Annotated in this window: 17 protein-coding genes and 1 riboswitch; of the genes, 6 read left to right on the plus strand and 11 right to left on the minus strand. The window is 62.9% G+C overall.

Translation table 11 applies throughout. From position 1 onward, the window contains the following. Position 1 precedes the first annotated feature (1 nt). The 7 genes from C8348_RS09025 to C8348_RS09050 form a co-directional block, all read right to left on the minus strand. Entirely contained in the window at positions 2 to 1063 is a 1062-nt protein-coding gene (locus C8348_RS09025) for a glycosyltransferase family 4 protein (RefSeq protein ID WP_106752993.1), read from the minus strand. Beyond that, a complete protein-coding gene (locus tag C8348_RS09030; RefSeq protein ID WP_106752994.1) occupies positions 1060 to 1863 on the minus strand; it encodes a UDP-2,3-diacylglucosamine diphosphatase in 804 nt (267 codons plus the stop codon). Before C8348_RS09030 ends, C8348_RS09025 begins: the two co-directional genes overlap by 4 nt. Before the next feature lie 338 nt (positions 1864 to 2201). Continuing rightward, a complete protein-coding gene (locus tag C8348_RS09035; protein WP_106752995.1) occupies positions 2202 to 3512 on the minus strand; it encodes an OmpP1/FadL family transporter in 1311 nt (436 codons plus the stop codon). A 39-nt stretch (positions 3513 to 3551) separates the two neighbouring features. Continuing rightward, positions 3552 to 3941, minus strand: coding sequence for a hypothetical protein (locus tag C8348_RS21940; protein ID WP_157950411.1), 390 nt, complete (start codon positions 3939 to 3941; stop codon positions 3552 to 3554). 145 nt (positions 3942 to 4086) lie between these two features. Beyond that, positions 4087 to 5181 carry a TRAP transporter substrate-binding protein gene (locus C8348_RS09040; protein WP_106752996.1) on the minus strand — a complete coding sequence of 365 codons (1095 nt, stop codon included), beginning with the start codon at positions 5179 to 5181 and terminating at the stop codon, positions 4087 to 4089. Further along, complete coding sequence (gene thiD, locus C8348_RS09045; protein ID WP_106752997.1) at positions 5178 to 5990, minus strand: bifunctional hydroxymethylpyrimidine kinase/phosphomethylpyrimidine kinase; 813 nt, start codon at positions 5988 to 5990, stop codon at positions 5178 to 5180. Before thiD ends, C8348_RS09040 begins: the two co-directional genes overlap by 4 nt. A 38-nt stretch (positions 5991 to 6028) precedes the next feature. Next, positions 6029 to 6781: a hydroxyethylthiazole kinase gene (locus C8348_RS09050; RefSeq protein WP_106752998.1), complete on the minus strand. Its 753-nt coding sequence runs from the start codon at positions 6779 to 6781 to the stop codon at positions 6029 to 6031. A 104-nt stretch (positions 6782 to 6885) separates the two neighbouring features. Beyond that, a riboswitch (TPP riboswitch) is annotated at positions 6886 to 6989 on the minus strand. Between the two features lie 124 nt (positions 6990 to 7113). On the opposite strand from C8348_RS09050, the gene C8348_RS09055 reads away from it, so the two are divergent. Continuing rightward, positions 7114 to 7350: an Lrp/AsnC ligand binding domain-containing protein gene (locus tag C8348_RS09055; protein ID WP_106752999.1), complete on the plus strand. Its 237-nt coding sequence runs from the start codon at positions 7114 to 7116 to the stop codon at positions 7348 to 7350. Positions 7351 to 7405: 55 nt separating this feature from the next. Here the strand turns inward: C8348_RS09055 and C8348_RS09060 are convergent, their stop codons facing one another. Next, entirely contained in the window at positions 7406 to 8461 is a 1056-nt protein-coding gene (locus C8348_RS09060) for a DMT family transporter (protein ID WP_106753000.1), read from the minus strand. A gap of 316 nt (positions 8462 to 8777) precedes the next feature. On the opposite strand from C8348_RS09060, the gene C8348_RS09065 reads away from it, so the two are divergent. Then, positions 8778 to 9443, plus strand: coding sequence for a hypothetical protein (locus tag C8348_RS09065; protein WP_106753001.1), 666 nt, complete (start codon positions 8778 to 8780; stop codon positions 9441 to 9443). A gap of 28 nt (positions 9444 to 9471) precedes the next feature. Here C8348_RS09065 and C8348_RS09070 read toward each other — a convergent pair whose 3' ends face one another. Beyond that, complete coding sequence (locus C8348_RS09070) at positions 9472 to 11772, minus strand: xanthine dehydrogenase family protein molybdopterin-binding subunit (RefSeq protein WP_106753002.1); 2301 nt, start codon at positions 11770 to 11772, stop codon at positions 9472 to 9474. Positions 11773 to 11898: 126 nt separating this feature from the next. Beyond that, the gene (locus C8348_RS22520; protein ID WP_106753003.1) at positions 11899 to 12549 is read right to left on the minus strand and encodes a TetR/AcrR family transcriptional regulator; all 651 of its coding nucleotides are present in this window, start codon (positions 12547 to 12549) and stop codon (positions 11899 to 11901) included. A 93-nt stretch (positions 12550 to 12642) separates the two neighbouring features. Here C8348_RS22520 and C8348_RS09080 point away from each other — a divergent pair, with 93 nt between their 5' ends. Genes C8348_RS09080 through C8348_RS09090 form a run of 3 tightly spaced genes read left to right on the plus strand, consistent with a single transcriptional unit; the run spans position 12643 to position 15759 of the window. After that, positions 12643 to 13833, plus strand: a complete 1191-nt coding sequence (locus C8348_RS09080) for an HlyD family efflux transporter periplasmic adaptor subunit (RefSeq protein ID WP_157950412.1) — start codon at positions 12643 to 12645, stop codon at positions 13831 to 13833. Continuing rightward, positions 13833 to 15032: an ABC transporter permease DevC gene (gene devC / locus C8348_RS09085; RefSeq protein ID WP_106753143.1), complete on the plus strand. Its 1200-nt coding sequence runs from the start codon at positions 13833 to 13835 to the stop codon at positions 15030 to 15032. Before C8348_RS09080 ends, devC begins: the two co-directional genes overlap by 1 nt. Before the next feature lie 16 nt (positions 15033 to 15048). Further along, positions 15049 to 15759, plus strand: a complete 711-nt coding sequence (locus C8348_RS09090) for an ATP-binding cassette domain-containing protein (protein ID WP_106753005.1) — start codon at positions 15049 to 15051, stop codon at positions 15757 to 15759. Positions 15760 to 16035: 276 nt separating this feature from the next. Here the strand turns inward: C8348_RS09090 and C8348_RS09095 are convergent, their stop codons facing one another. Continuing rightward, positions 16036 to 17697 (minus strand): long-chain-fatty-acid--CoA ligase, encoded by a 1662-nt coding sequence (locus C8348_RS09095; RefSeq protein ID WP_106753006.1) that lies wholly within the window; start codon positions 17695 to 17697, stop codon positions 16036 to 16038. Positions 17698 to 18237: 540 nt separating this feature from the next. Here C8348_RS09095 and C8348_RS09100 point away from each other — a divergent pair. Beyond that, entirely contained in the window at positions 18238 to 19530 is a 1293-nt protein-coding gene (locus C8348_RS09100) for an ROK family transcriptional regulator (protein ID WP_106753007.1), read from the plus strand. Positions 19531 to 19537 lie beyond the last annotated feature (7 nt).

Consider the following 19537-nt stretch of genomic DNA (forward strand, 5'->3'; position numbering starts at 1 on the left):
GCTATTCCGCCGCAGCGGAGGTGTCCGCGGCAGGGTTGTGTCCAGCGTTCTGACTTGCATGGGCCAGCTCGGCATTTTCGAGAAACTGACGCGAACTGTTGGCCCAGGAATACCCCTGCGCCACCTGGCGACAGTAATCGCGCGGGATATCAAGCGCCGCGAGAGCAGCTTCGCGCAGATCATGCGAGAGAACTCCTGCCCCGCTCTCCCCGATAACATCCAGTGGGCCCATCACTGGATAGGCCGCGACAGGGACACCGCAGGCAAGCGCTTCAAGCAGGACGTTGCCAAACGTATCCGTCAGAGACGGAAAGACAAAAACATCGGCGGCGGCGTAATGGCGGGCCAGATCCTCACCGACCTTGGCGCCGGTAAACAGCACATCCGGATAGGCCTTGCGCAAGGGTTCCAGCTGTGGCCCCTCGCCGACCACAACCTTGCTGCCCGGAAGATCCAGATCCAGGAACGCGGTGATATTCTTCTCGACCGCAACGCGCCCGACATTCATGAAGATCGGCCGTGGCAGATCATCGGGCAGGACATTGCCTTCGAAAGGCCGGAACACGGCATCATCAACCCCGCGCGACCAACGCATCAAGTTGGTGAAGCCCCGGGCGGTCAGATCTTCATCCAGTGACCGGGTTGCCACCATGCACCCCTGCCCGGCGTTGTGGAACCGGCGCAGCCAGCCATAGGTCCAGTCAAGCGGCACGGGCAAGCGGGCGGAGAGATACTCAGGAAACCGCGTGTGGTAACTCGTCGTGAAGACTTGCCCGGATCTCAACGCGGCACGGCGGGCGAGAATGCCCAGCGGTCCTTCCGTCGCGATGTGGAGATGGTCGCAATTGAACTTGCGGATCAGGGACCGAACCCGCCCCGGTGTCGTCAACGACAGGCGTATTTCCGGATAGGTCGGGCATGGCAGGGTGCGGAACAGCTGCGGCGTCAAAAACTCGACGCGTACCCCCATGCGCTCCAGCTCTTCAGCTGTGCGTTCGAGCGAACGGACTACGCCATTGATTTGCGGATGCCACGCATCCGTCACGATGAGAACGGAGGTCATGCCGCGACGGGCTGCTCCTGGGCCGCCTCGTCCGAGGTTTCCAGCTTCGCGTGTTCCACCCATCGGATCACCTCGAAGGTCCCGTCATGATGCTCGGCGACGGCCGTGCAACTCTCAACCCAATCACCGGTATTGATGTAATGGATGCCATGGGTCATGTGGCTGGCCGCATGGTGAATGTGCCCACAGATCACGCCATGGGTCCCTTGACGTCTCGCCTCGTCTGACAAGGCCTCCTCGAAGCGGCCGATGAAACTCACCGCATTCTTCACCTTCAGCTTCGCCCAGGCGGACAGCGACCAGTAGGTCAGGCCAAGACGACGACGCATGAAGTTCAGCGTCGTGTTGAGGCCAAGTGCCGCGACATAAGCCTTGTCCCCGAAAAAGGCGAGCCACTTCGCGTGGCGGATGACCACATCGAACTGGTCGCCATGGATCACAAGATATTCTCGCCCGTCCGCAGCGGTATGGACAACGCTGTCAGCAACCTCCACGCCGCCGAAATGCGTGCCGAGAAAGTCGCGCAGGAACTCATCGTGATTGCCGGGGATGTAGAAAATCCGCGCGCCCTTGCGAGCCTTGCGCAGGATCTTCTGGATCACGTCGTTGTGCGCCTGCGGCCAATACCACGCCCGCTTCAGGCGCCAGCCATCCACGATATCCCCAACCAGATAGACGGTCTCGGCATCATTGTACTTGAGGAAATCAAGTAAGAGGTCAGCCTGGCAACCACGGGTTCCGAGATGAACATCGGAAATGAACAAAGCCCGATAGTGCCGCGCTTCCGGTCGCGCTGTCATCGTCCGCACTCCACGTCAAGGACGAGGCTCTTAGACGCGATTCAAGTATCAGGAATATGACAAAGCGCAGAAAGCGGCGGTTTCCGTCGGCCAGATCGACTAAATCCCTGAAATGAAACGGCGCTTTATGACAGCATGCTTAACGCTGCCGGGGCCTTCATGACACTGCAGCAAACAAAAAAGCCGACGCACTGCGCCGGCTGAGCTTGATGACAAACCTCGACCTCACCGAAGTCATCCCGGCCAAGCGAAGCGCCGAGCCGGGATGACGATAGAGGGTTTGTCAGCGGTCTGAGCCGACGCACTGCGCCGGCTCTTCTTGTCTTTTCAGGAGGCTGTCAGAGCTTGCCACCCCAACGGTAGCGGAAGGCTGCCGTGAAGATGTTGACATTGGCATCGACATTCGCGGTCAGACGGCCAACGGCAGGGTTATAGTCCTGATGCCCTGGGCCGATGTTGATCTTGGTCTTCTCCGGAATGATGTGCGTGTAGCCGAGATCCAGGGACATGTTTTCCATGACCTTGTAGCTCAGGCCAGCCGACAGCCAGTACCGATTGTTGTCCGGAAGACGCGCAGAGCGGATCTTCTCATCGATCGGAGACAGCTCATAAGCAAGGCCGGCGCGCAGCGTCAGCTTTTCATTGAAATCATATTCACCACCAACGGCAAAGAACCAGCCGTCATTGTAGTTGAACTTGAGATCCGGGGTCGACGCAGTGCCAGACTTCGGCTTGGTGTGAATGGTGCCCAGGCGGCTCCAGTTGGTCCACTCGACGGTACCCGCCACCCGGAACGCATCCGACACGCGCTGCTTGACCGAGAAGGTCACCATTTCCGGGGTCATCGTCGACGCGGTGATGCCCGTGGTCATCGCCGGGAACGGTGTACCGGAGGGAAGCGCCACGCCAGCCGGCTGGATGTACTTCCCGTCAAGTTCATGCGACACGGCAGAACGGAAGCCGAGACCGAATTCGGTGCCTTCCATCGGCTTGACCGTGACACCCGCTGTCACGCCAAACCCAATATCGCTGCCCTTTACTTCGGCATTCTGCGCCGTCGAGGACAACGGGAAAGCGGATTTCAGACGAACCTGCAGATACTGGATCTGGATGCCGGCACCCACCGAGATCATGTCGTTGATGCGATAGCCGATGGTTGGGGTGAAATTGACCGAGAATACTTCCGACGAGCGGTTGTACCACTTGCCGGACCAGTCGGGGCTCGGCTTGGTTGCCAGACCGAACGGGGCGGTGATCGACATACCGACAAAGAGGTCGTCATTGACCTTGTAGGCATTGTAGCTGGCCGGAATCCAGGCATCAGAACCGATATCGCCTGTCTTGCCTGAGCCCGAACCGATCCACGGAATAGCCCCCCTGGTAAAGGTTGCATCCAGATCCGCACTCGGCACGATGAACGAGTTGTGGGATTCGAAGGTGATCCCCTCACCTGCGCCGGTGATCGTCGCCGGGTTCCAGAACATCGATGAAATGCTCGGACCAGTTGTGGCGTTACCTGCGAAAGACATGCCCTGGTAGTAGGCGCTCTGCTCCCGCAGCGCGAAGCCGCCGGCCTGGGCCTGCCCGGCCACCGCGATCAGGCTCAGCGCCGAGCCGCACAGAGCAGCAGCCTTGAGTGCACGGTTCATATTCAAGTTCCCTCCCAAAAACATTCGTGTCCGCTCTGCCTAGCTTTCACGATTGGAAAGAGGATCAATAAAACCCGACACAAGTGCAATTGCGAAAATCAGCAGTGCGTAGCGCGGCCTAGTCATGCTGCGGTGCAAAAATGACGAGAACTTAACCCGATACCCCAACGTCACCCCTGCCGATAACGTCAATTTCTTCTGGTTCACACTGTTTCCTGCAACGCCCAGGCTCTGAACTCGCACATTGCCTAATTTTTGAGCAAAATCACCACCCCACAGAACGGACATATTTTCGTCACTTGCGTTGCTGAACTGCAACAGATCAAGTGGCAGTCCCTTGTCGAAGGCGCGCCACCCCCGGGCGAAGTCCGGCCAGGGGGCGGGAGGATCGTGCTTGCCGGCGGGCGACGGCGCCCTGTTCCCTGCCAATGGCCGTGGCCTGACCTCAGCAGGGACCAGAGCAGGTCACCGCTTTGAACAGCACGATTCGGGGCCAGCGGAATGCAGGAAGCGCTCTTCGCCCCGCAAAGCCCTGAATGCGTCACACGTTACGTCAAGCGTGCTCAGATGCCGGTCAGGCGCCGTCGCGCGCCGACAGGAAGCGTTGAACCGAGACCCGGCTCCAAAGCGCGAGCCGCGCGACTGCGGCCTGATAGCTTTCAAGGATCTTCGCCGACAGCGGATCCTTGTCGGCAAATCCGGCAAGCACCGCGTCGCTTTCCTTGCGCAAGCCAGCCAGCACGTCATCGGGATAGAAACGCACCTCAACGCCATCCGTCTGTTGCAGGGTGGCGAGCGAGCCGGCATTCATCCACTCGCTTTCGGTCAGGGCCAGCGCGTTTTCCGCGCGGCAGGCCTCAAGCACGATCGCGCGAAGGTCTTCCGGCAGACCGTCAAGCGCCACCTTGTTGAACAGGGCCTCGCCGGTTCCGTTCGGTTCGTGGAAGCCGGGGGCGTAGTAGTATTTCGCCACCTTCTGGAAGCCCATGGCCTGGTCACTCCATGGCCCCAGAAACTCGGTCGCATCAATCACGCCGGACTGGAGGGCCTGGAAGATCTCGCCAGGCGGCAGCGCCACCGGAGTTGCTCCAAGCCGCCGCAGGACCTCACCGCCGAGCCCCGGCATGCGGATCTTCAGACCAGCCAGATCATTCAGCGACGTGATCTCACGCTTGAACCAGCCGCCCATCTGCACGCCGGTGTTGCCGGCCATCACCGGCTTGATGCCGAAGGGAGCGTAAAGCTCATCCCACAGCGCCTGACCGCCCCCCTGGTCGATCCACGTCATGTGTTCGAGCGGCGTCAGGCCAAAGGGGATGGCGGTGAAGAACACGGCAGCCGGCATCTTGCCCTGCCAAAAGAACGATGCGGTGTGCCCCATCTGTGCCGTACCGGAGGAGACAGCGTCGAGCACGCCGAGCGCTGGAACCAGCTCGCCGGCGGCGGCCAGTTGCACCCGCATGCGGCCACCCGACAACTTGCCGATCTGGTCGCAAATGCGTTGTGCTGTCACGCCCGGACCTGGCAGGTTCTTCTGCCACGAGGTCACCATCTTCCATTCGATGGTCGCAGACCCCAGTGCAAGCCCAGGCGCAGCAAGCGTGCCTGCAGCGCCAGCCAGACCAAGGCCAAGCGCCTTGCGGCGGGACAGTGTCAGATCATGGGTCATTCAGCAGTCTCCCAGACGGCATGGAAATGGTGCACTGGTCCGTGTCCGGAGCCGATTGCAAGATGATCGGCGGCACGAATGGCCGCAGTCACATAGGCCTTGGCGGCGGCAACCGCATCCGGCAGCGCGAGCCCGCGGGCCAGTCCTGCCGTGATGGCCGATGACAGGGTGCAGCCCGTGCCGTGGGTGTTGCGGGTGGTGTGACGCGGCGCCGAAAACCAGTTCTCGCTGCCGTCAGCGGTCAGCAGCAGATCCTCGCTCTGCGGACCTTCGCCATGACCGCCCTTGAGCAGAACTGCGCGGGCGCCAAGGCCAAGCAGCGCACCGGCCTGGATCCGCATGTCGTCCCTGCCAATGGCAGCGGCAACGCCAAGCATGCGCGCGGCCTCGGGGAGGTTCGGCGTGATGAGCGACGCCCGTGGCAGCAGCTCAGCGATGATCACCTGCACCGCCTCAGGCACCAGCAGCGGATCACCGGAGGCCGCCACCATGACGGGGTCGAGAACCACCGGACGCGGCTTGTAGGCATCAAGCCCGGCCGCCACGGCGAGGATCACGTCCGGACGGGACAGCATGCCGATCTTGATCGCATCGACAGACAGATCCCCCAGCACCGCATCCATCTGCGCCCGAACGAACTGCGGCGGCACATCGTGGATTGCGGTGACGCCGTGGGTGTTCTGCGCCGTCAACGCGGTCAGAACGCTGGCGCCGTAGACGCCGAGTGCAGAGAAGGTCTTGAGATCGGCCTGAATGCCGGCACCGCCGCCGGAATCCGAGCCCGCAATGGTCAAGGCAATTGCTGTCATCGGGATGCCCCAGGTTTAAGAAGACAGGATGAAGACGGTCAGGCGAGCCGCAGCTGGTCTGTAAGGGTTCTGGCGTCGAGGCCGTAGAGCGCATCGAGGAACGCGGGCACGAAGCTGCCCGGCCCCCTCGCCTCACGCGCAGCCAGCTCCCCTGCAATCGCCACAAAGCTGAGACCGCTCGCGGCTGCCAGCAGCGGATCAGGTTCCACCGCCAGGCAGGCCCCGAGCACGGCACCGGCTGCGCAGCCCGTGGCCGTCACGCGGCCCATCATCGGATCGCCATTGGCCAGACGGAGCTGGCGGCCGCCGCAAGACACGACGTCAACGGCCCCTGTCACCGCATAGGAACCGGCACCCAGCCGATCCGCCCCGCCCATCGCCGCAAGTTCGCCGGCGTTGACCTTCAGCAGGGTTGGGGTCCGCAAAAGCAGGTCCCCGGCCAGCGCCAGACGGGGCGGCGAGCGGTCAACGAAGACCGGATCGAGCACCCAGGGCTTGCCGTCCCGTTCGGCGACCTCCAGCCCGAGGGCAAAGGCGGTGCGGCGTGTGTCATCCAGCGTGCCCAGGTTGAGCAGCAGGGCATCGGCACTTGCCGCGAAGGCCGGGACTTCCTCGGCCGCCAGTGTCATCGAAGGGATCGCCCCAAGTGCCAGGAGCACGTTGGCGGTGAAGGCTTGGGCAACGGCGTTGGTCAGGCAATGGACGCGCGGAGCCCGCTGGCGCAAACGCTCCAGGACACCAGCCATGGCGTCCGCCAGCGCCTCACGTGAGTGATCGATCGCAGCGTTCATGCCGCCTCTCCAAATAGATGGAACGCGAGCGGATGCTCAGCGAAGGGCAGCAGCAATGTCGAGGAAATCAACTGGCAGCGCATCGAAGGCGCGGCCGAACACATCTGGCCTGTCATCCCAAATCCCTCCGCCGGCACGACCCGGATCAGGTTCAAGGAGTTGGCACGATGCCTCTCAGCCCGGATATCGGGCACCCCCATGAGACGGGAAGACAGCTAACAAGAGCGGCGGCGCAATGCAAGAGGCGATGGCATGTGTTGACGCGGCCGCGCCGATCGGCCATTCCACCTGTCACAGGGCAGCATCCGGACGCTGCCCCGCGAGGAGCCGCCATGAAGCCGTTTTTCATCATGATCAAGTGCAACCTGGGCGACACCTACAAGGTGGCAAACGCGATTGCCGATGCCGAGATTGCCTCGGAAATCTACTCGACCAGCGGCGACTATGACCTCCTGGTCAAGGTCTACATCGAAGACGGCGAGGACATCGGCCACTTCGTGAACCAGAAGCTGCACTGCCTCGATGGCATCCGCGACACGCGCACCATCATCACCTTCAAGGCCTTCTGAGCTCAGGCCTGACTTTCACGGAACAACCGCGCAAGAACGCCGTCGGAGGGCGCCATCACGGTCGCATTGGCCCTCCGGCCTTGCGCGCCCGTGTGTCGTCGCGGCCAAGCTGCCGTTCGCGGAACATCACGAAAAGACCGGCGGCGGTCACGATGAGCGAGCCGACGATGACCTGCCAGACCGGCACCTCGGCAAAGAACATCCAGCCCAGCAGCACCGCCCAGATCATGTTGGTGTAATCGAACGGGGCAATGGTCGAGGCGTCGGCATAGCGGTAGGACTCGGTCATGATGATCTGCCCAATCCCGCCGGCGAGCCCGACGAAGATCAGGAGCCCCGCAGTCTCCCAGTCCGGCAGCACCCAGGCATAGGCAGGATCAAACCAGCCAGCCGGGATCGTCAGCAATGCCATCAGCGATGCGCTGGCCGAGAACCAGAGAACAATCGTGGATGTGCGTTCGGTCTCGCACAGCTTACGCACGAAAATCATGGCCATGCCGGAGAACAGCGCCCCGACGGCAGCCGCAAGGGCGCCAAACCAGGTCGCTTCCGTGATCTGCAATCCGCCCATGTGCGGCGACAGGATGATCATGATCCCACAGAAGCCAACAGCGACTGCACTCCAGCGATAGACGCGGACCGTTTCCCCCAGAAACAGGAAAGCCAGAACGACGGTAAACAGCGGCGAGGCAAAACCGATCGCCGTGGCATCGGGCAGAGGCAGGTATCTCAGCGCGGTGAAGGAACAGGCCATGGCCAGCATGCCCACCGTCGCCCGCCCAATATGCCCGAGCGGCTGGCGGGTGTGCATCGCCGAAACCAGTTCACGCCGCCAGAGCAGGATGACCAGCACCGGAACAATGCCGAAGAAGTTGCGCGCAAACACAACCTGTCCGATCGGCACCCGCTCGGCTGCGATCTTGAGCGCGACCACCATGATCGAGAAAACAAGCGTGGACGCTACCTTCAGGCCGATGCCGAGGAGAGGCTTGTGCTCCGTCCGGTCGACGGCCTGCGGCGGGATCGTATCCGCCTGGCGATCCTGCAATTCGCCATCTGGCCGGGTGGGAACGCCTTCATCTCGAGGTGTCCCTGCGTCCTTCAACGCCATGGTCATGTCCTTGTCGCCAGCTCTTTGATCTGGAGGTGGCCGGCTGGGGAGCCACTTCTTGGGGAGGAAAGGAGGGCAGGAGTCCGCCACGATGAGACCGATTTCAAGACGGCAATCATGGCAGAGAGATGGCAGGATTGAACGAGTCGCGACCTTACTGAAGCAAGCAGCGCGGCGGAGGTCAAGCCGGGAGTGCGAACGGCTAGGAAAGGCAGAGGCAGGTCACGCCCCCTGACAGCCATCTGGTTGCACGGTGGCAAGAATGCAATTAATTGCTTGTCCAGGTGTTGTAGGCAGAGCGACCGGGAGCCGCGCGATGGAAAGCATCTCCATACCTGCCGCAGCGGCGGTAACCGCAAGCGTCTCGGTCGTCATCTGGGTCGCGACACGCCTGTTCGACTGGATCAAGGACTGGCGCGCAACACGACGTGAAAACCGGAACTATATCCGCGCGCTCTATGCTGAAATCGACTTCAACACTTATGATATGGAACTGTTCCAGTCGCAGTCAGCATCAATCAAGGCAGTGGTAGACAAGGTTCGGAGTACTCAGGGCTTCATTCCCCACATTACCGACGCACGTCACACTGACATCTATCGATCAGATGTATCTAAGATTACATACGTTAATAACGATCTCACCGGCCAATTGGTGTGCTTTTACGGCTTTCTGGAGAAGCTCAAGACGCAGATAGATGGCATTCATCTCAAGAGCTTCACCCTGATCTCAGCCGACGGACGCGAGGCAACAATTCGTGAAATCTTCAAGACTGTCGGGGAATGCGCGACATTCGGGCGAACAATACTCGGTGTGATGGAACTGGAGTATTCAGCGCTTAACTTGCGTCGTACGCAGAGAAATTCCCCGCAAACAAGCACGAGCGCCGCAGGTCTCGAACAGAGGTACCAGCAGTTTCGGTCAAATCTTGATCGGGTCCGGACCGCGCATCAGAATTCTCCTCTTTCACACCCAACTAGATAGCACTTTCTGGCGAAATTTTCAACGACCACTACCGTGCCGCCTGAATGGCCTGCCACACCTTCTGCGGCGTGGCTGGCATGTCGATGTGCTGGACGCCGGCGCCCTCGCGCAGCGCCATCTGCAGCGCGTTCATCACGGAGGCGCAGCCGCCGATGGTGCCCGCCTCCCCGGCGCCCTTGATGCCCAGCGCATTGGTGGTGGAGGGAATGTTGTTGGTCTCGAAATGAATGTCCGGCAGGTCGGCAGCCCGAATCAGCCGGTAGTCGAGCAGCGAGGCCGTCAGCAGCTGGCCGTCGGCATCGTAGACGGTCTCCTCACACAGCGCCTGGCTGATGGCCTGAGCGGTGCCGCCGATCACCTGCCCGGCGAGCAGGATCGGGTTCACCGTGACGCCGAAATCGTCAACGATCGTGTAGTTGGTGATGGTGATGTCGCCCGTCTCCGGGTCCACCTCCAGCTCGCAGACATGCGTCCCGTTCGGATAGGTCGCCTCGACCTGCTTCACTTCCTCCTGACCGGCGAGCGGCTCGGACGCACCGGCGGCGATCTCGGCCAGCGTCACCATCCGGTCCGTGCCGACGACCCGCACGGTGCCATCGACCAGTTCCAGATCCTCCGGTCCGGCTTCCAGCTTCTCGGCCGCCTGGTCCTTGATCTTCTGCACGAGGCTCTTCGACGCCTTCAGCACGGACGGCAGCCCCAGCGGAATGGAGCGCGACCCGCCCGTGCCCCCACCCTTGCGCACCCGGTCAGTGTCGCCCTGGATGACCTCGATGCGGTCTAGATCGAGACCGAGCTCTTCGGCGATGACCTGGGCATAGGAGGTGGCATGGCCCTGGCCGTTGGTCTGCGTGCCGATCAGCAGCGTCACCGTGCCGTTGCCATTCAGCTCGACGGTCGCTTCCTCCCCGCCCGGGAAGGCGCAAGCCTCGATGTAGCAGCACATGCCGATGCCGCGGAACTTGCCACGGGCGGCGCTGTCGGCCTTGCGCGCGGCAACGCCGGCCCAGTCGGCCACCTGCAACGCCTTGTCCATGTGCGCGGTGAAGTCACCCGTGTCGTACAGGCGTCCCGTCGGCGTGCGATAAGGCAGCGCCTCCTTCGGGATGAAGTTGCGGCGGCGGATCTCGTCGGAGGCAAGGCCCAGATCAAGGGCCGCCTGCTCGATAAGCCGCTCGATCAGATAGGCCGCCTCCGGACGGCCGGCGCCGCGATAGGCATCGGTCGGCACCGTATGCGCATAGACGCCCGTTGCCGTCACATGCAGCGCGGGGATGTCGTAGAGCCCGGTCGACATGGACGTGCCGACAAAGGGAATGAACGGCCCGAACTGGTGCAGATAGGCCCCCATTGCCGCGAGCACATGGATGCGCAGGCCGAGGATCTTGCCGTTTGCGCCCAGTGCCAGCTCCGCCGTCGTCACGTTGTCGCGGCCATGGGCATCGGTGACGAAGTGGTCCATGCGCTCGCCAGTCCACTTCACGGGCCGGCGCAGTTTCTCGGCCGCAAACAGGCAGAGCGGATATTCGCGGTAGACGAACATCTTGGTGCCGAAGCCGCCGCCGACCTCGGGCGTGACAATGCGCAGCTGCGAGGGCTCGATGCCGAGGATGTCGCGGGCGATGATGTCGCGCATGCCGTGGCCGCCTTGCGTGCCGGCGGTCAGGGTGTAGCGCCCGCTCGACGGATCGAACTCGGCAACGCAGGCGCGCGGCTCCATGTAGTTGGCCACAAGCCGGTTGTTGTGCAGCTTGATCTGCGACACATGTGCGGTCGAGGCAAAGGCCGTTTCCGTCTTTGCGGCATCGCCATGGCCGAGCGTGAAGGCGCGGTTGGTGCCGAACTCGGGCCAGACGAGCGGTGCGTCGTCCTGCAGCGCCGCCTCGATGTCCACCACCACATCCAGCGGCGTGTATTCCACCTCGATCAGCTCCGCAGCGGATTTCGCGGCATTAACGCTGTCAGCGACGATGAAGGCGATGGCATCGCCCACGTGGCGGACCGTGTCAGAGCACAGGACCGGCCGCTCCGGCACCTTGTGCGTCGTGCCGTCGACCTGCCGCATCACGGCCTTGGTCGGCATCGGCTTCATCGCGCCGAGATCGGCGGCGGTCAGCACCAGATGGACGCCGGGTGCAGCCCGGGCGGCGTCGAGCCCGTCGAGCTTGATCGTGGCATGGGCCATGGCCGAGCGCAGCACGTAAGCCTGCAGCAGGCCCTCGGGTGCAAAGTCGTCGGTGTAGCGGCCGCGCCCGGTGATCAGGGTCGCGTCTTCCTTGCGCCGGATCGGTGCCCCGATTCCGAACTTCTTCGGCGTCATGTCGTTCATCTGGAGGCGGCCTCAAGCTTTGGGGGAAAGCCGGCGACAGGGGAAAAAGCCGCAGGCTTGTCTTGCATTGCGGAAAGAATAGCGCGCGGATGCCGCCCCGACCACCCCTGGCGGCCATCACCTGTCTCACGCGCTTTCGTTCAGCTTCAGTCCGTTCAGCACCAGATCGACATGGGCCGCCTTGAACGCGTCCAGATCAATGGGTTGGTGCCGCGCAAAGGTCAGCTGCCAGATCGCCGCCATCAGTCCCGGGGCAAAGAGAACCATCGGCAGGCGGGCCAACGGCCCATCGCGAAACTCGCCGCGCTCCACGCCTAGACGGACCACAGCGCCGATCAGCGCCGTACCCTTGCTGATGACTTCGCGGTGATAAAATTCGGTGATGCCGGGAAACCGTGGTCCCTCCGCAATCAGGATGCGCATCAGCACATGTGCATCTGACTTCAGAACCAGCTCATAGAGCTGCCCGATCATGTGCTCCAGCAAGGCCGTGGCACTGCCCGGGTAGCTTGAAATCGCCATGCCGATCGCGTCGAGATTGCTTGTCAGGCGGGAGCGGACGACGGCCTCGAACAGCGCCTCCTTGCTGTCGAAGTAGCGATAGATCGTTCCCTTGACGACCCCGGCCCGCGCCGCGACGTCCTCCAGCCGCGTGCCTTCAAAGCCATTCGCAGCAAACTCCGCAAAACCTGCGGCGATAATTTCGCCCGGCCGCTGTTCCCGGCGGCGTTGTCTAGGCTTCGGTGATGCGGTTCCCGCCGCTGCGTCGTCGATCATGCCAGTTGCCTCGTCGCGGTTATGACGATATTAATGACTCATGGGTCATTAAAAAGATATCCCTCAAGATGTCCCGAACCGACAGGGAACACAATGGACAGCCAGCCTCATGTCGCGAGCACGCAGCCTGCGCCCTCGTACCCCGCAAAGACACCGCGTCGGCGCAGCCTTTGGGCTCGTCTGGCGGTTGGCGTTGCGCTGATCGGGATGGTGGCGGCTGGCGGCTATGTGGCTCGGCAGCGGCTGCTGGACGCCTCCACCGCAGCCAGCCCCACCGCTGCCAGCCCCACCGTAGAGCGGCCGGCGCCACGCGATGCCGCCATTGGTCTTGCCACGCTTTTGCCCGCCAGCCAGATCCGCACCCTCGCCCTGCCCTCCGGCTCGACGGACGCGCGCATTGCCGTGCTGGACGTGGAGCTCGGGGATCAGGTCAAGGCCGGCGACGTTCTCGCCCGGCTCGACAATGAGGGACGGCTGCAACACGCCGTGAGGCTCGCGGAAGCAACCGTCAATGTGCGCAAGGCCGAGCTGGATCTGGCGCGCGACCGCAATCAGGCGAGCATCGGCGAGGCCCGCGCAGCCCTCGCCCGCGAGGAAGCGGCAGCGCTGGTCGCAGACCAGGAACTGGAGCGCACCCGCAGTCTCTTCAACCGCAACTTCGTTGCAAAGGCCGCATTGGACCAGGCCGAAGCAACGGCCAGCCAGGCGCGCCAGCGCGTGGAAGCGGCCAGTGCCACCCTGTCCCGCTATGTCACCGGAGAAGGAGTTCCCGCCTCGGTGCTGGAACAGGGCGACATCCGGCTTGCGCTCAGCAACCTCGACCAGGCCGAACGCCAGCTCGATGCCAGCCGGCAAGATCTGGAGCAGGCCTACATTCGCGCCCCGATCAACGGCACGATCATCGCCATCCATGCCCGTGCGGGGGAAAAGCCCTCCGGCAGCGGCATTCTGGAGCTGGCGGATACGTCGCACATGATCGGCCGCGCGGAGATCTATGAAACCAGCATCGCGTCAGTGGTCCTCGGTGCGAAAGCGACACTCCAGTCCTCCGCCCTCCCGGACGAGCTGCGAGGCACGGTGTCACGCATCGGACTGCAGGTGCAGCGCCAGAGCATCATCGACAAGAACCCCGCCGCCAACACCGACGCCCGGGTCATTGAAGTCGACATCACGCTGGATGGCCCGTCCACGGCCCTTGCTGGCCGCCTGATCGGACTGCAGGCGCTGGCGCGGATCGCCCCCGGGCACGCGGCCGGAAACCAGCCCACGCAAGGTGGCCAATGATGACGGCGTCGCGAAAGCCAGTCACCGCACGCGTCCTGACGCTTCTGCTGGGACGGCTGCCGATCGGCTGGCTGCAGCTGACGCACAACAGGACGCGCCTGATCGCCGCCGTTGGCGGCGTGGCCTTCGCCAACATTCTGGTCTTCATGCAGCTCGGCTTTTTCGGGGCCTTGCTGGAGACAATCCGGATGCCCTACCGCCTGCTGGATGCCGATATCTTCCTGACGGCCGCAGATGCCAACACGCTGACAGATGGCAGCTATCTTCCGCGCCAGCGACTGTACGAGGCTCTGGCACGGCCCGACATCGAGGGCGGGCACGCCTGGTATGTCGGCAAGCTGGACTGGGATCTGGCTCCGGGGCAGTCGATTTCCCTGCAGGTCTTCGGCTTTGACCCGGCAACGCGGCCATTCCGGTCACAGGAGCTGAATGACCAGCTGACAGCGTTGTCGGTGCCTGACACCGCTCTGCTCGACATGGCAACGCGCACGCTCGACAAGTCCCGCTTTGCAAATGCCTCGCTCAAAGCGCCCGTGTCACTGGAACTTGCAGGGCGGCAACTGGATCTGATCGGCGGCTTCCGGATCGGTGGCGGTTTCGAAGCAGATGGCTATCTGATCGTCTCGGACCAGACTTTCATGCGGCTGTTTCCTGCCAGAAGTCCCGGCGCGCCAAACCACATCCTGCTGCGCAAGGCTGGTGGGACCCAGGCTGACCAAGTCGCCACGGACCTGCGAGAGGTGCTGCCAGCGGAAGACACCCGCGTCGAGACGCTCGCGAGCGCCATCGCCAAGGACCAGAGCTACCAGACGACAAAGCGTCCGGTCGGCGTCGTCTTCGGCTTTGGCGTCATCATCGGCATGCTGGTCGGGATCATCATCGTCTATCAGGTGTTGTCGACCGACGTCGCCGATCACCTGAAGGAATATGCGACCTTCAAGGCCATGGGCTATCCGCGCCGGTTCTTCCTCGGCATCGTCTTTGAAGAAGCCGTGCTGCTGGCCCTGCTCGGCTTCGTACCGGGCCTTCTCATCGCCACCGGGTTTTACGCCGTGGTCTCGAAGGCAACCGGATTGCCGCTCGAAATGAACATGATGCGGGCCGGCGCGGTGCTGATCGGCACAATTGCCGCCTGTGCACTTTCCGGCGCGCTTGCCACCCGGCGCCTCAATGCCGCCGACCCGGCTGACCTGTTCTGATGCGAGGATCCAACGCATGAACGCGCAATCCTGCCCCGATGTCCTCACCGTCATGGGGCTCAATCACTGGTTCGGCGAGGGCGAGGCACAGAAGCAGGTGCTGCATGGCATCAACCTGACGCTGAAGCCCGGTGAACTCGTCATTCTCATGGGCGCGTCCGGGTCCGGCAAGACAACCCTGCTGACCCTGGCCGGCTGCCTGCGCTCGGTACAGTCCGGAAGCATTCGTCTGCTGGGCCGGGAACTGGCCGGGGCGAACGAGGCAACACTCGTCACCAGCCGGCGCCAGCTCGGCTTCATCTTTCAGGCGCACAACCTGCACGAAAGCCTGACGGCGCTGGAAAACGTGCGCATGGGGCTTGAAGTGCATGGCCGGCCGGCGATGACAGATTGGGAGAACAAAGCCCGCGCCATGCTGGGGGAGCTCGGGCTTGGCGAGCGCCTCAACTATCTCCCCTCCCGCCTGTCCGGCGGACAGAAACAACGAGTGGCCATCGCCCGCGCGCTGGTGGCGAACCCGCCCTTGATCTTTGCCGACGAGCCGACGGCGGCGCTCGACAAGGACAGCGGCCTTGCCGTGGTGCAGTTGTTCCTGCAACGCGCCCGCAGCACGGGCACCACCATCCTGATGGTGACCCATGACAACCGGATCCTCGATCTTGCCGACCGGATCATCGTCATGGAAGACGGACGCCTCAAGTCCGACACCACCCGGCACGCAGCATGACAAAGCCCCCGCCCGGACGACCGGATGAGGGCTGGTGTTGATGACAAAACCAGACCTTTCCTGCGTCATCCCGGCCAAGCAAAGCGCTGAGCCGGGACCGGAGAGCCGAGGCCTCTATATTTCAATGAGTGAACACCGGAGAGACCTTGGCTCTCCGGTCCCGGCTCGAGCTGATGCTCGGCCGGGATGACGATGGAAAGTTTGTTTGCAGTTTGGGCCCCGCCCGGACGACCGGACGAGGGCTTCTGCAGGTTCAGTCGAGCCAATTGAGCAGGTTCAGGCCGCCGGTGCCTTGGCGCGCTTGGCGGCTTCCTCCTCGACCAGTTCCTTCTTGGACAGTTTGCCGACCATGGTCTTGGGCAGCGCTTCGCGGAACTCGATTTCGCGCGGCAGCTCGATGGCCGACAGATGTCCCTTCAGGAAGGTCTTGATGTCGTCGGCAGAGACGGAATGGCCTGCGCGAACCTTGATGAAGGCCTTTGGCGCCTGTCCACGATATTCATCGGGAACGGCGATCACGATCGTCTCTTCGACCGCCGGGTGCTGATACAGCGCTTCCTCGATCACACGAGGGTACACGTTGTAGCCGGAACACAGGATCAGGTCCTTGATGCGGTCGACGAGATAGATGAAGCCATCTGCATCGCGGTAGCCAACGTCGCCGGTGTGCAGGAAACCGTCCTCGATGGTCTGCCCGGTTTCATCCGGCCGCTTCCAGTAGCCCTTCATCACCTGCGGGCCCTTGATGCAGAGCTCGCCTTTTTCGCCTTCAGCAACCGGCACCGAGCGATTGTCGAGGGCCCGGAACTCGATTGTGGTCCAGCTCACGGCCCGGCCAATCGAGCCGGCACGGCGCGTGTCATCAAGTGGATTGACGGCGGCAACCGGCGAGGATTCGGTGAGGCCGTAGCCCTCGACCAGCACGCAATGCGTCAGCTTCTCGAACTTTTCCTTCACCTCCACCGGCAGCGGCGCACCACCCGACAGGCAGAGCTTGATGCAGGTGAGGTCGTAATTGGCCGTCATCGGCGAGTTGTTGATGGCGGTGTAGATCGTCGGCACGCCCGGGAACAGGGTGGGCCGGGTGCGCTTGATCGTGTCGAGCAGCATCTTCAGCTCGAACCGCGGCATTAGCACCATTTCCGCCCCAAGCACCACGGCAAGGTTCTGCGCCACCGTCATGGCAAAGACGTGGAAGAACGGCAGCACGCTGAGCATCTTTTCCTTGCCCATCTCGGCGGCATGGAAAACCAGCTTCATCTGCTCGATGTTGGCCGAGAGGTTCGCATGCGTCAGCATCGCCCCCTTCGGCACACCGGTGGTGCCGCCGGTGTACTGCAGGACGGCCACGTCCTCGTCCGGATTGATGGCAACAGGCGTGACCTTGCCGCCCCGGGTCAGGAGCGAGGCAAAAGGAATATGCGCCGCATCTTCAGGAACCTTTGCCCGCTCCTTGCCCTTGAAGAGCGAGAACAGGAATTTCTTCGGCTGCGGCAGGATCTCGGTGAAGGGGCAAACGATGATCTTCTCAAGCATGCCGTCGCGGCGGACAGCCTCGACCTTGTCGTAGATCACCTTGAGATCAAGCGTCACCATGATGCGCGCATCGGCATCGCGCGTCTGGAATGCGATCTCACGCTCGACATAGAGCGGATTGAAGTTGACCACCGTGGCGCCGATCTTGAGCAGCGCAAAGTAGAAGATCGTGTAGTAGGGCGTGTTGGGCAGGCAGAGCCCAACCTTGGTGCCCTTGGTCACGCCCATGGCTTGCAGGCCCGCCGCCGTGCGGTTCGTCAGTGCGCCGATTTCGGCATAGGTCCAGGTCTTGCCCAGGAAGTCGACAGCCCGGCTCTTGCCATAGCTGCGCACAGTCTCCTCCAGATACTCATGCACCGCACGCGCCCGGAATACCGGGCCAAATTCCTCCGCAGTCGTCATGGCGGTCTCCACCGTGGTTATTCCGCCTGCCTCGTCCAGTCCGCCGACGTCAGCGGGCTCCTCAACCCGCCCATCCGGTCGCCCGGATGTCCTTCCCCGTCGTACAGTCCGCAGGCAGGAGGGTGTTCCCTTCTGTCCAGAACAGTCAGCGTCAGCTTTGATCAGGCCTTCCGTTTGCGTCAACCCGCAACGTAACGGCACCTGGCCAAAAAACATGCTCTGCACACAGGCTGATGCCAGTCAGCAGGTACTGTCAACAAAACACCTTGCAGCTTAATAAATTTGCGTCAGGATGATCGCGAACGCAACCTCGGGGAGAACTGAGCCGCGAGCGCACCGCCCCGCGCAGCATGATGAACAACCGCCGCATTCGGCGTATCTGCCGCAGGGCATTCCTTGGCTTCTCTCGCATTGCACCGTCGAAATGCGGCGCCGCAACACAGTTTCCTCATTGACCGCGGCAACATCATGTCTATTAATTAATCCAACAATAATTATTCGGTGCTGCCGGTGGAAACGCTCTGGCAGGGAGGGCGCTGAATGAGCAGGGCAGGAACAGCCGGACAGTCCGGCACAGGGACGGGGCGCGGCAGTAACTCGGCCCAGTTGCGCCGGTACAATGAGCGCCTGGTGCTACAGATCCTGCGGCGCGCCGGCGAGGCCTCGAAGGCTGATCTCGCCCGTGCCGCCAACCTCACAAATGCGGCGATTGGCGCAATCATTCAGGATCTCGATACCGAGGGACTGATCGAGGACGTCGGCAAGCGCCACGATGGCGGCCGGGGGCAACCGGCGACGATGCTGCGTCTGGCACCACGTGGGGCCTTCGGCTTCGGCGTCCGGCTCGGCCGCGCCGGCATCGAAACCGTGCTGGTCGACTTTGCCGGTCGCGTCATCGGGCGCAGCGCACATGACATGGTGCTGCCGGTCCCGGAAAAGGCCATCGACATCATCCGGCGCGATATCGAGGGCCTGCATGAACTGCTCACGCCGGCCGAACGCCGGCGCATCACGGGGATTGGCCTGGCGCAACCCTTCAACCTGGGTGCGTGGCTGCGGGAACTTGGTCTGCCGGCGGAAAACTTCAAACCGTGGGACGAGGTCGATGTGGCATCGGCACTGGAGCAGGCGACCCGGTTGCCGGTCTTTGCAGAGAACGACGGTACCGCCGCCGCTGTCGCAGAGTTGTTCTACGGCATCGGACGCAATGAAGACGACTTTCTATACCTGTTCATTGGCCCGGCCATCGGCGGTGGCCTGATCCTGCACGGCGATGTGGTTCGCGGCCGCACCGGCAACGCCGCCGATGTTGCCGTCATGCCGGTCCTGCCGAGCCGTCTCGCCAGTGCGCCGCGGCCAAAGGGACAGTGGGATATCCTGCTGACGAGGGCCTCGCTGGGCGCGCTGGCACGCCATCTGACACCGGGCACGGGCCTGCGGCCCCTGCGCTCCGATCTCGAGCAGGCCATCTCGGCTGGCCGGCCGGAAGTGGCCGAGTGGCTTGATGACTGCATCGACGCCCTGACCCCGACGATCCAGGCCGGACACGCCCTTCTGGATGTGCCGCTGGTGGTGGTCGACTGCGATGTCGATGGCGGCATGCTGACCACGCTGCTCGCCCGGCTTCAGGCGGCGCTGGAGGCAGGAGCGCCGGAGGCAAGGCACGCGCCGCGCGTTGCGCGCGGCAGTTTCGGTCAGGATGCCGGTGCGCTTGGCGCCGCCAGCCTGCCGATGTTCTTCAACTTTTCTCCAAGGGCCTCGATCCTGACTGGTGGGGCCCAGGCAGTTGCCGTGAACGGCAACGCACGACCGGAGATGCTGCCCCGGGATTGACGGGGAA

This window comes from Pannonibacter carbonis (assembly GCF_003012935.1).
In the GTDB taxonomy this organism is placed as follows: domain Bacteria; phylum Pseudomonadota; class Alphaproteobacteria; order Rhizobiales; family Stappiaceae; genus Pannonibacter; species Pannonibacter carbonis.

Coding starts and splice junctions, on each gene's coding strand:
- C8348_RS09025 (WP_106752993.1), bottom strand. CDS start 1,063: ATGACCTCCGTTCTCATCGTGACGGATGCGTGGCATCCGCAAATCAAT.
- C8348_RS09030 (WP_106752994.1), bottom strand. CDS start 1,863: ATGACAGCGCGACCGGAAGCGCGGCACTATCGGGCTTTGTTCATTTCC.
- C8348_RS09035 (WP_106752995.1), bottom strand. CDS start 3,512: ATGAACCGTGCACTCAAGGCTGCTGCTCTGTGCGGCTCGGCGCTGAGC.
- C8348_RS09040 (WP_106752996.1), bottom strand. CDS start 5,181: ATGACCCATGATCTGACACTGTCCCGCCGCAAGGCGCTTGGCCTTGGT.
- thiD (WP_106752997.1), bottom strand. CDS start 5,990: ATGACAGCAATTGCCTTGACCATTGCGGGCTCGGATTCCGGCGGCGGT.
- C8348_RS09050 (WP_106752998.1), bottom strand. CDS start 6,781: ATGAACGCTGCGATCGATCACTCACGTGAGGCGCTGGCGGACGCCATG.
- C8348_RS09055 (WP_106752999.1), top strand. CDS start 7,114: ATGAAGCCGTTTTTCATCATGATCAAGTGCAACCTGGGCGACACCTAC.
- C8348_RS09060 (WP_106753000.1), bottom strand. CDS start 8,461: ATGGCGTTGAAGGACGCAGGGACACCTCGAGATGAAGGCGTTCCCACC.
- C8348_RS09065 (WP_106753001.1), top strand. CDS start 8,778: ATGGAAAGCATCTCCATACCTGCCGCAGCGGCGGTAACCGCAAGCGTC.
- C8348_RS09070 (WP_106753002.1), bottom strand. CDS start 11,772: ATGAACGACATGACGCCGAAGAAGTTCGGAATCGGGGCACCGATCCGG.
- C8348_RS22520 (WP_106753003.1), bottom strand. CDS start 12,549: ATGATCGACGACGCAGCGGCGGGAACCGCATCACCGAAGCCTAGACAA.
- C8348_RS09080 (WP_157950412.1), top strand. CDS start 12,643: ATGGACAGCCAGCCTCATGTCGCGAGCACGCAGCCTGCGCCCTCGTAC.
- devC (WP_106753143.1), top strand. CDS start 13,833: ATGACGGCGTCGCGAAAGCCAGTCACCGCACGCGTCCTGACGCTTCTG.
- C8348_RS09090 (WP_106753005.1), top strand. CDS start 15,049: ATGAACGCGCAATCCTGCCCCGATGTCCTCACCGTCATGGGGCTCAAT.
- C8348_RS09095 (WP_106753006.1), bottom strand. CDS start 17,697: ATGACGACTGCGGAGGAATTTGGCCCGGTATTCCGGGCGCGTGCGGTG.
- C8348_RS09100 (WP_106753007.1), top strand. CDS start 18,238: ATGAGCAGGGCAGGAACAGCCGGACAGTCCGGCACAGGGACGGGGCGC.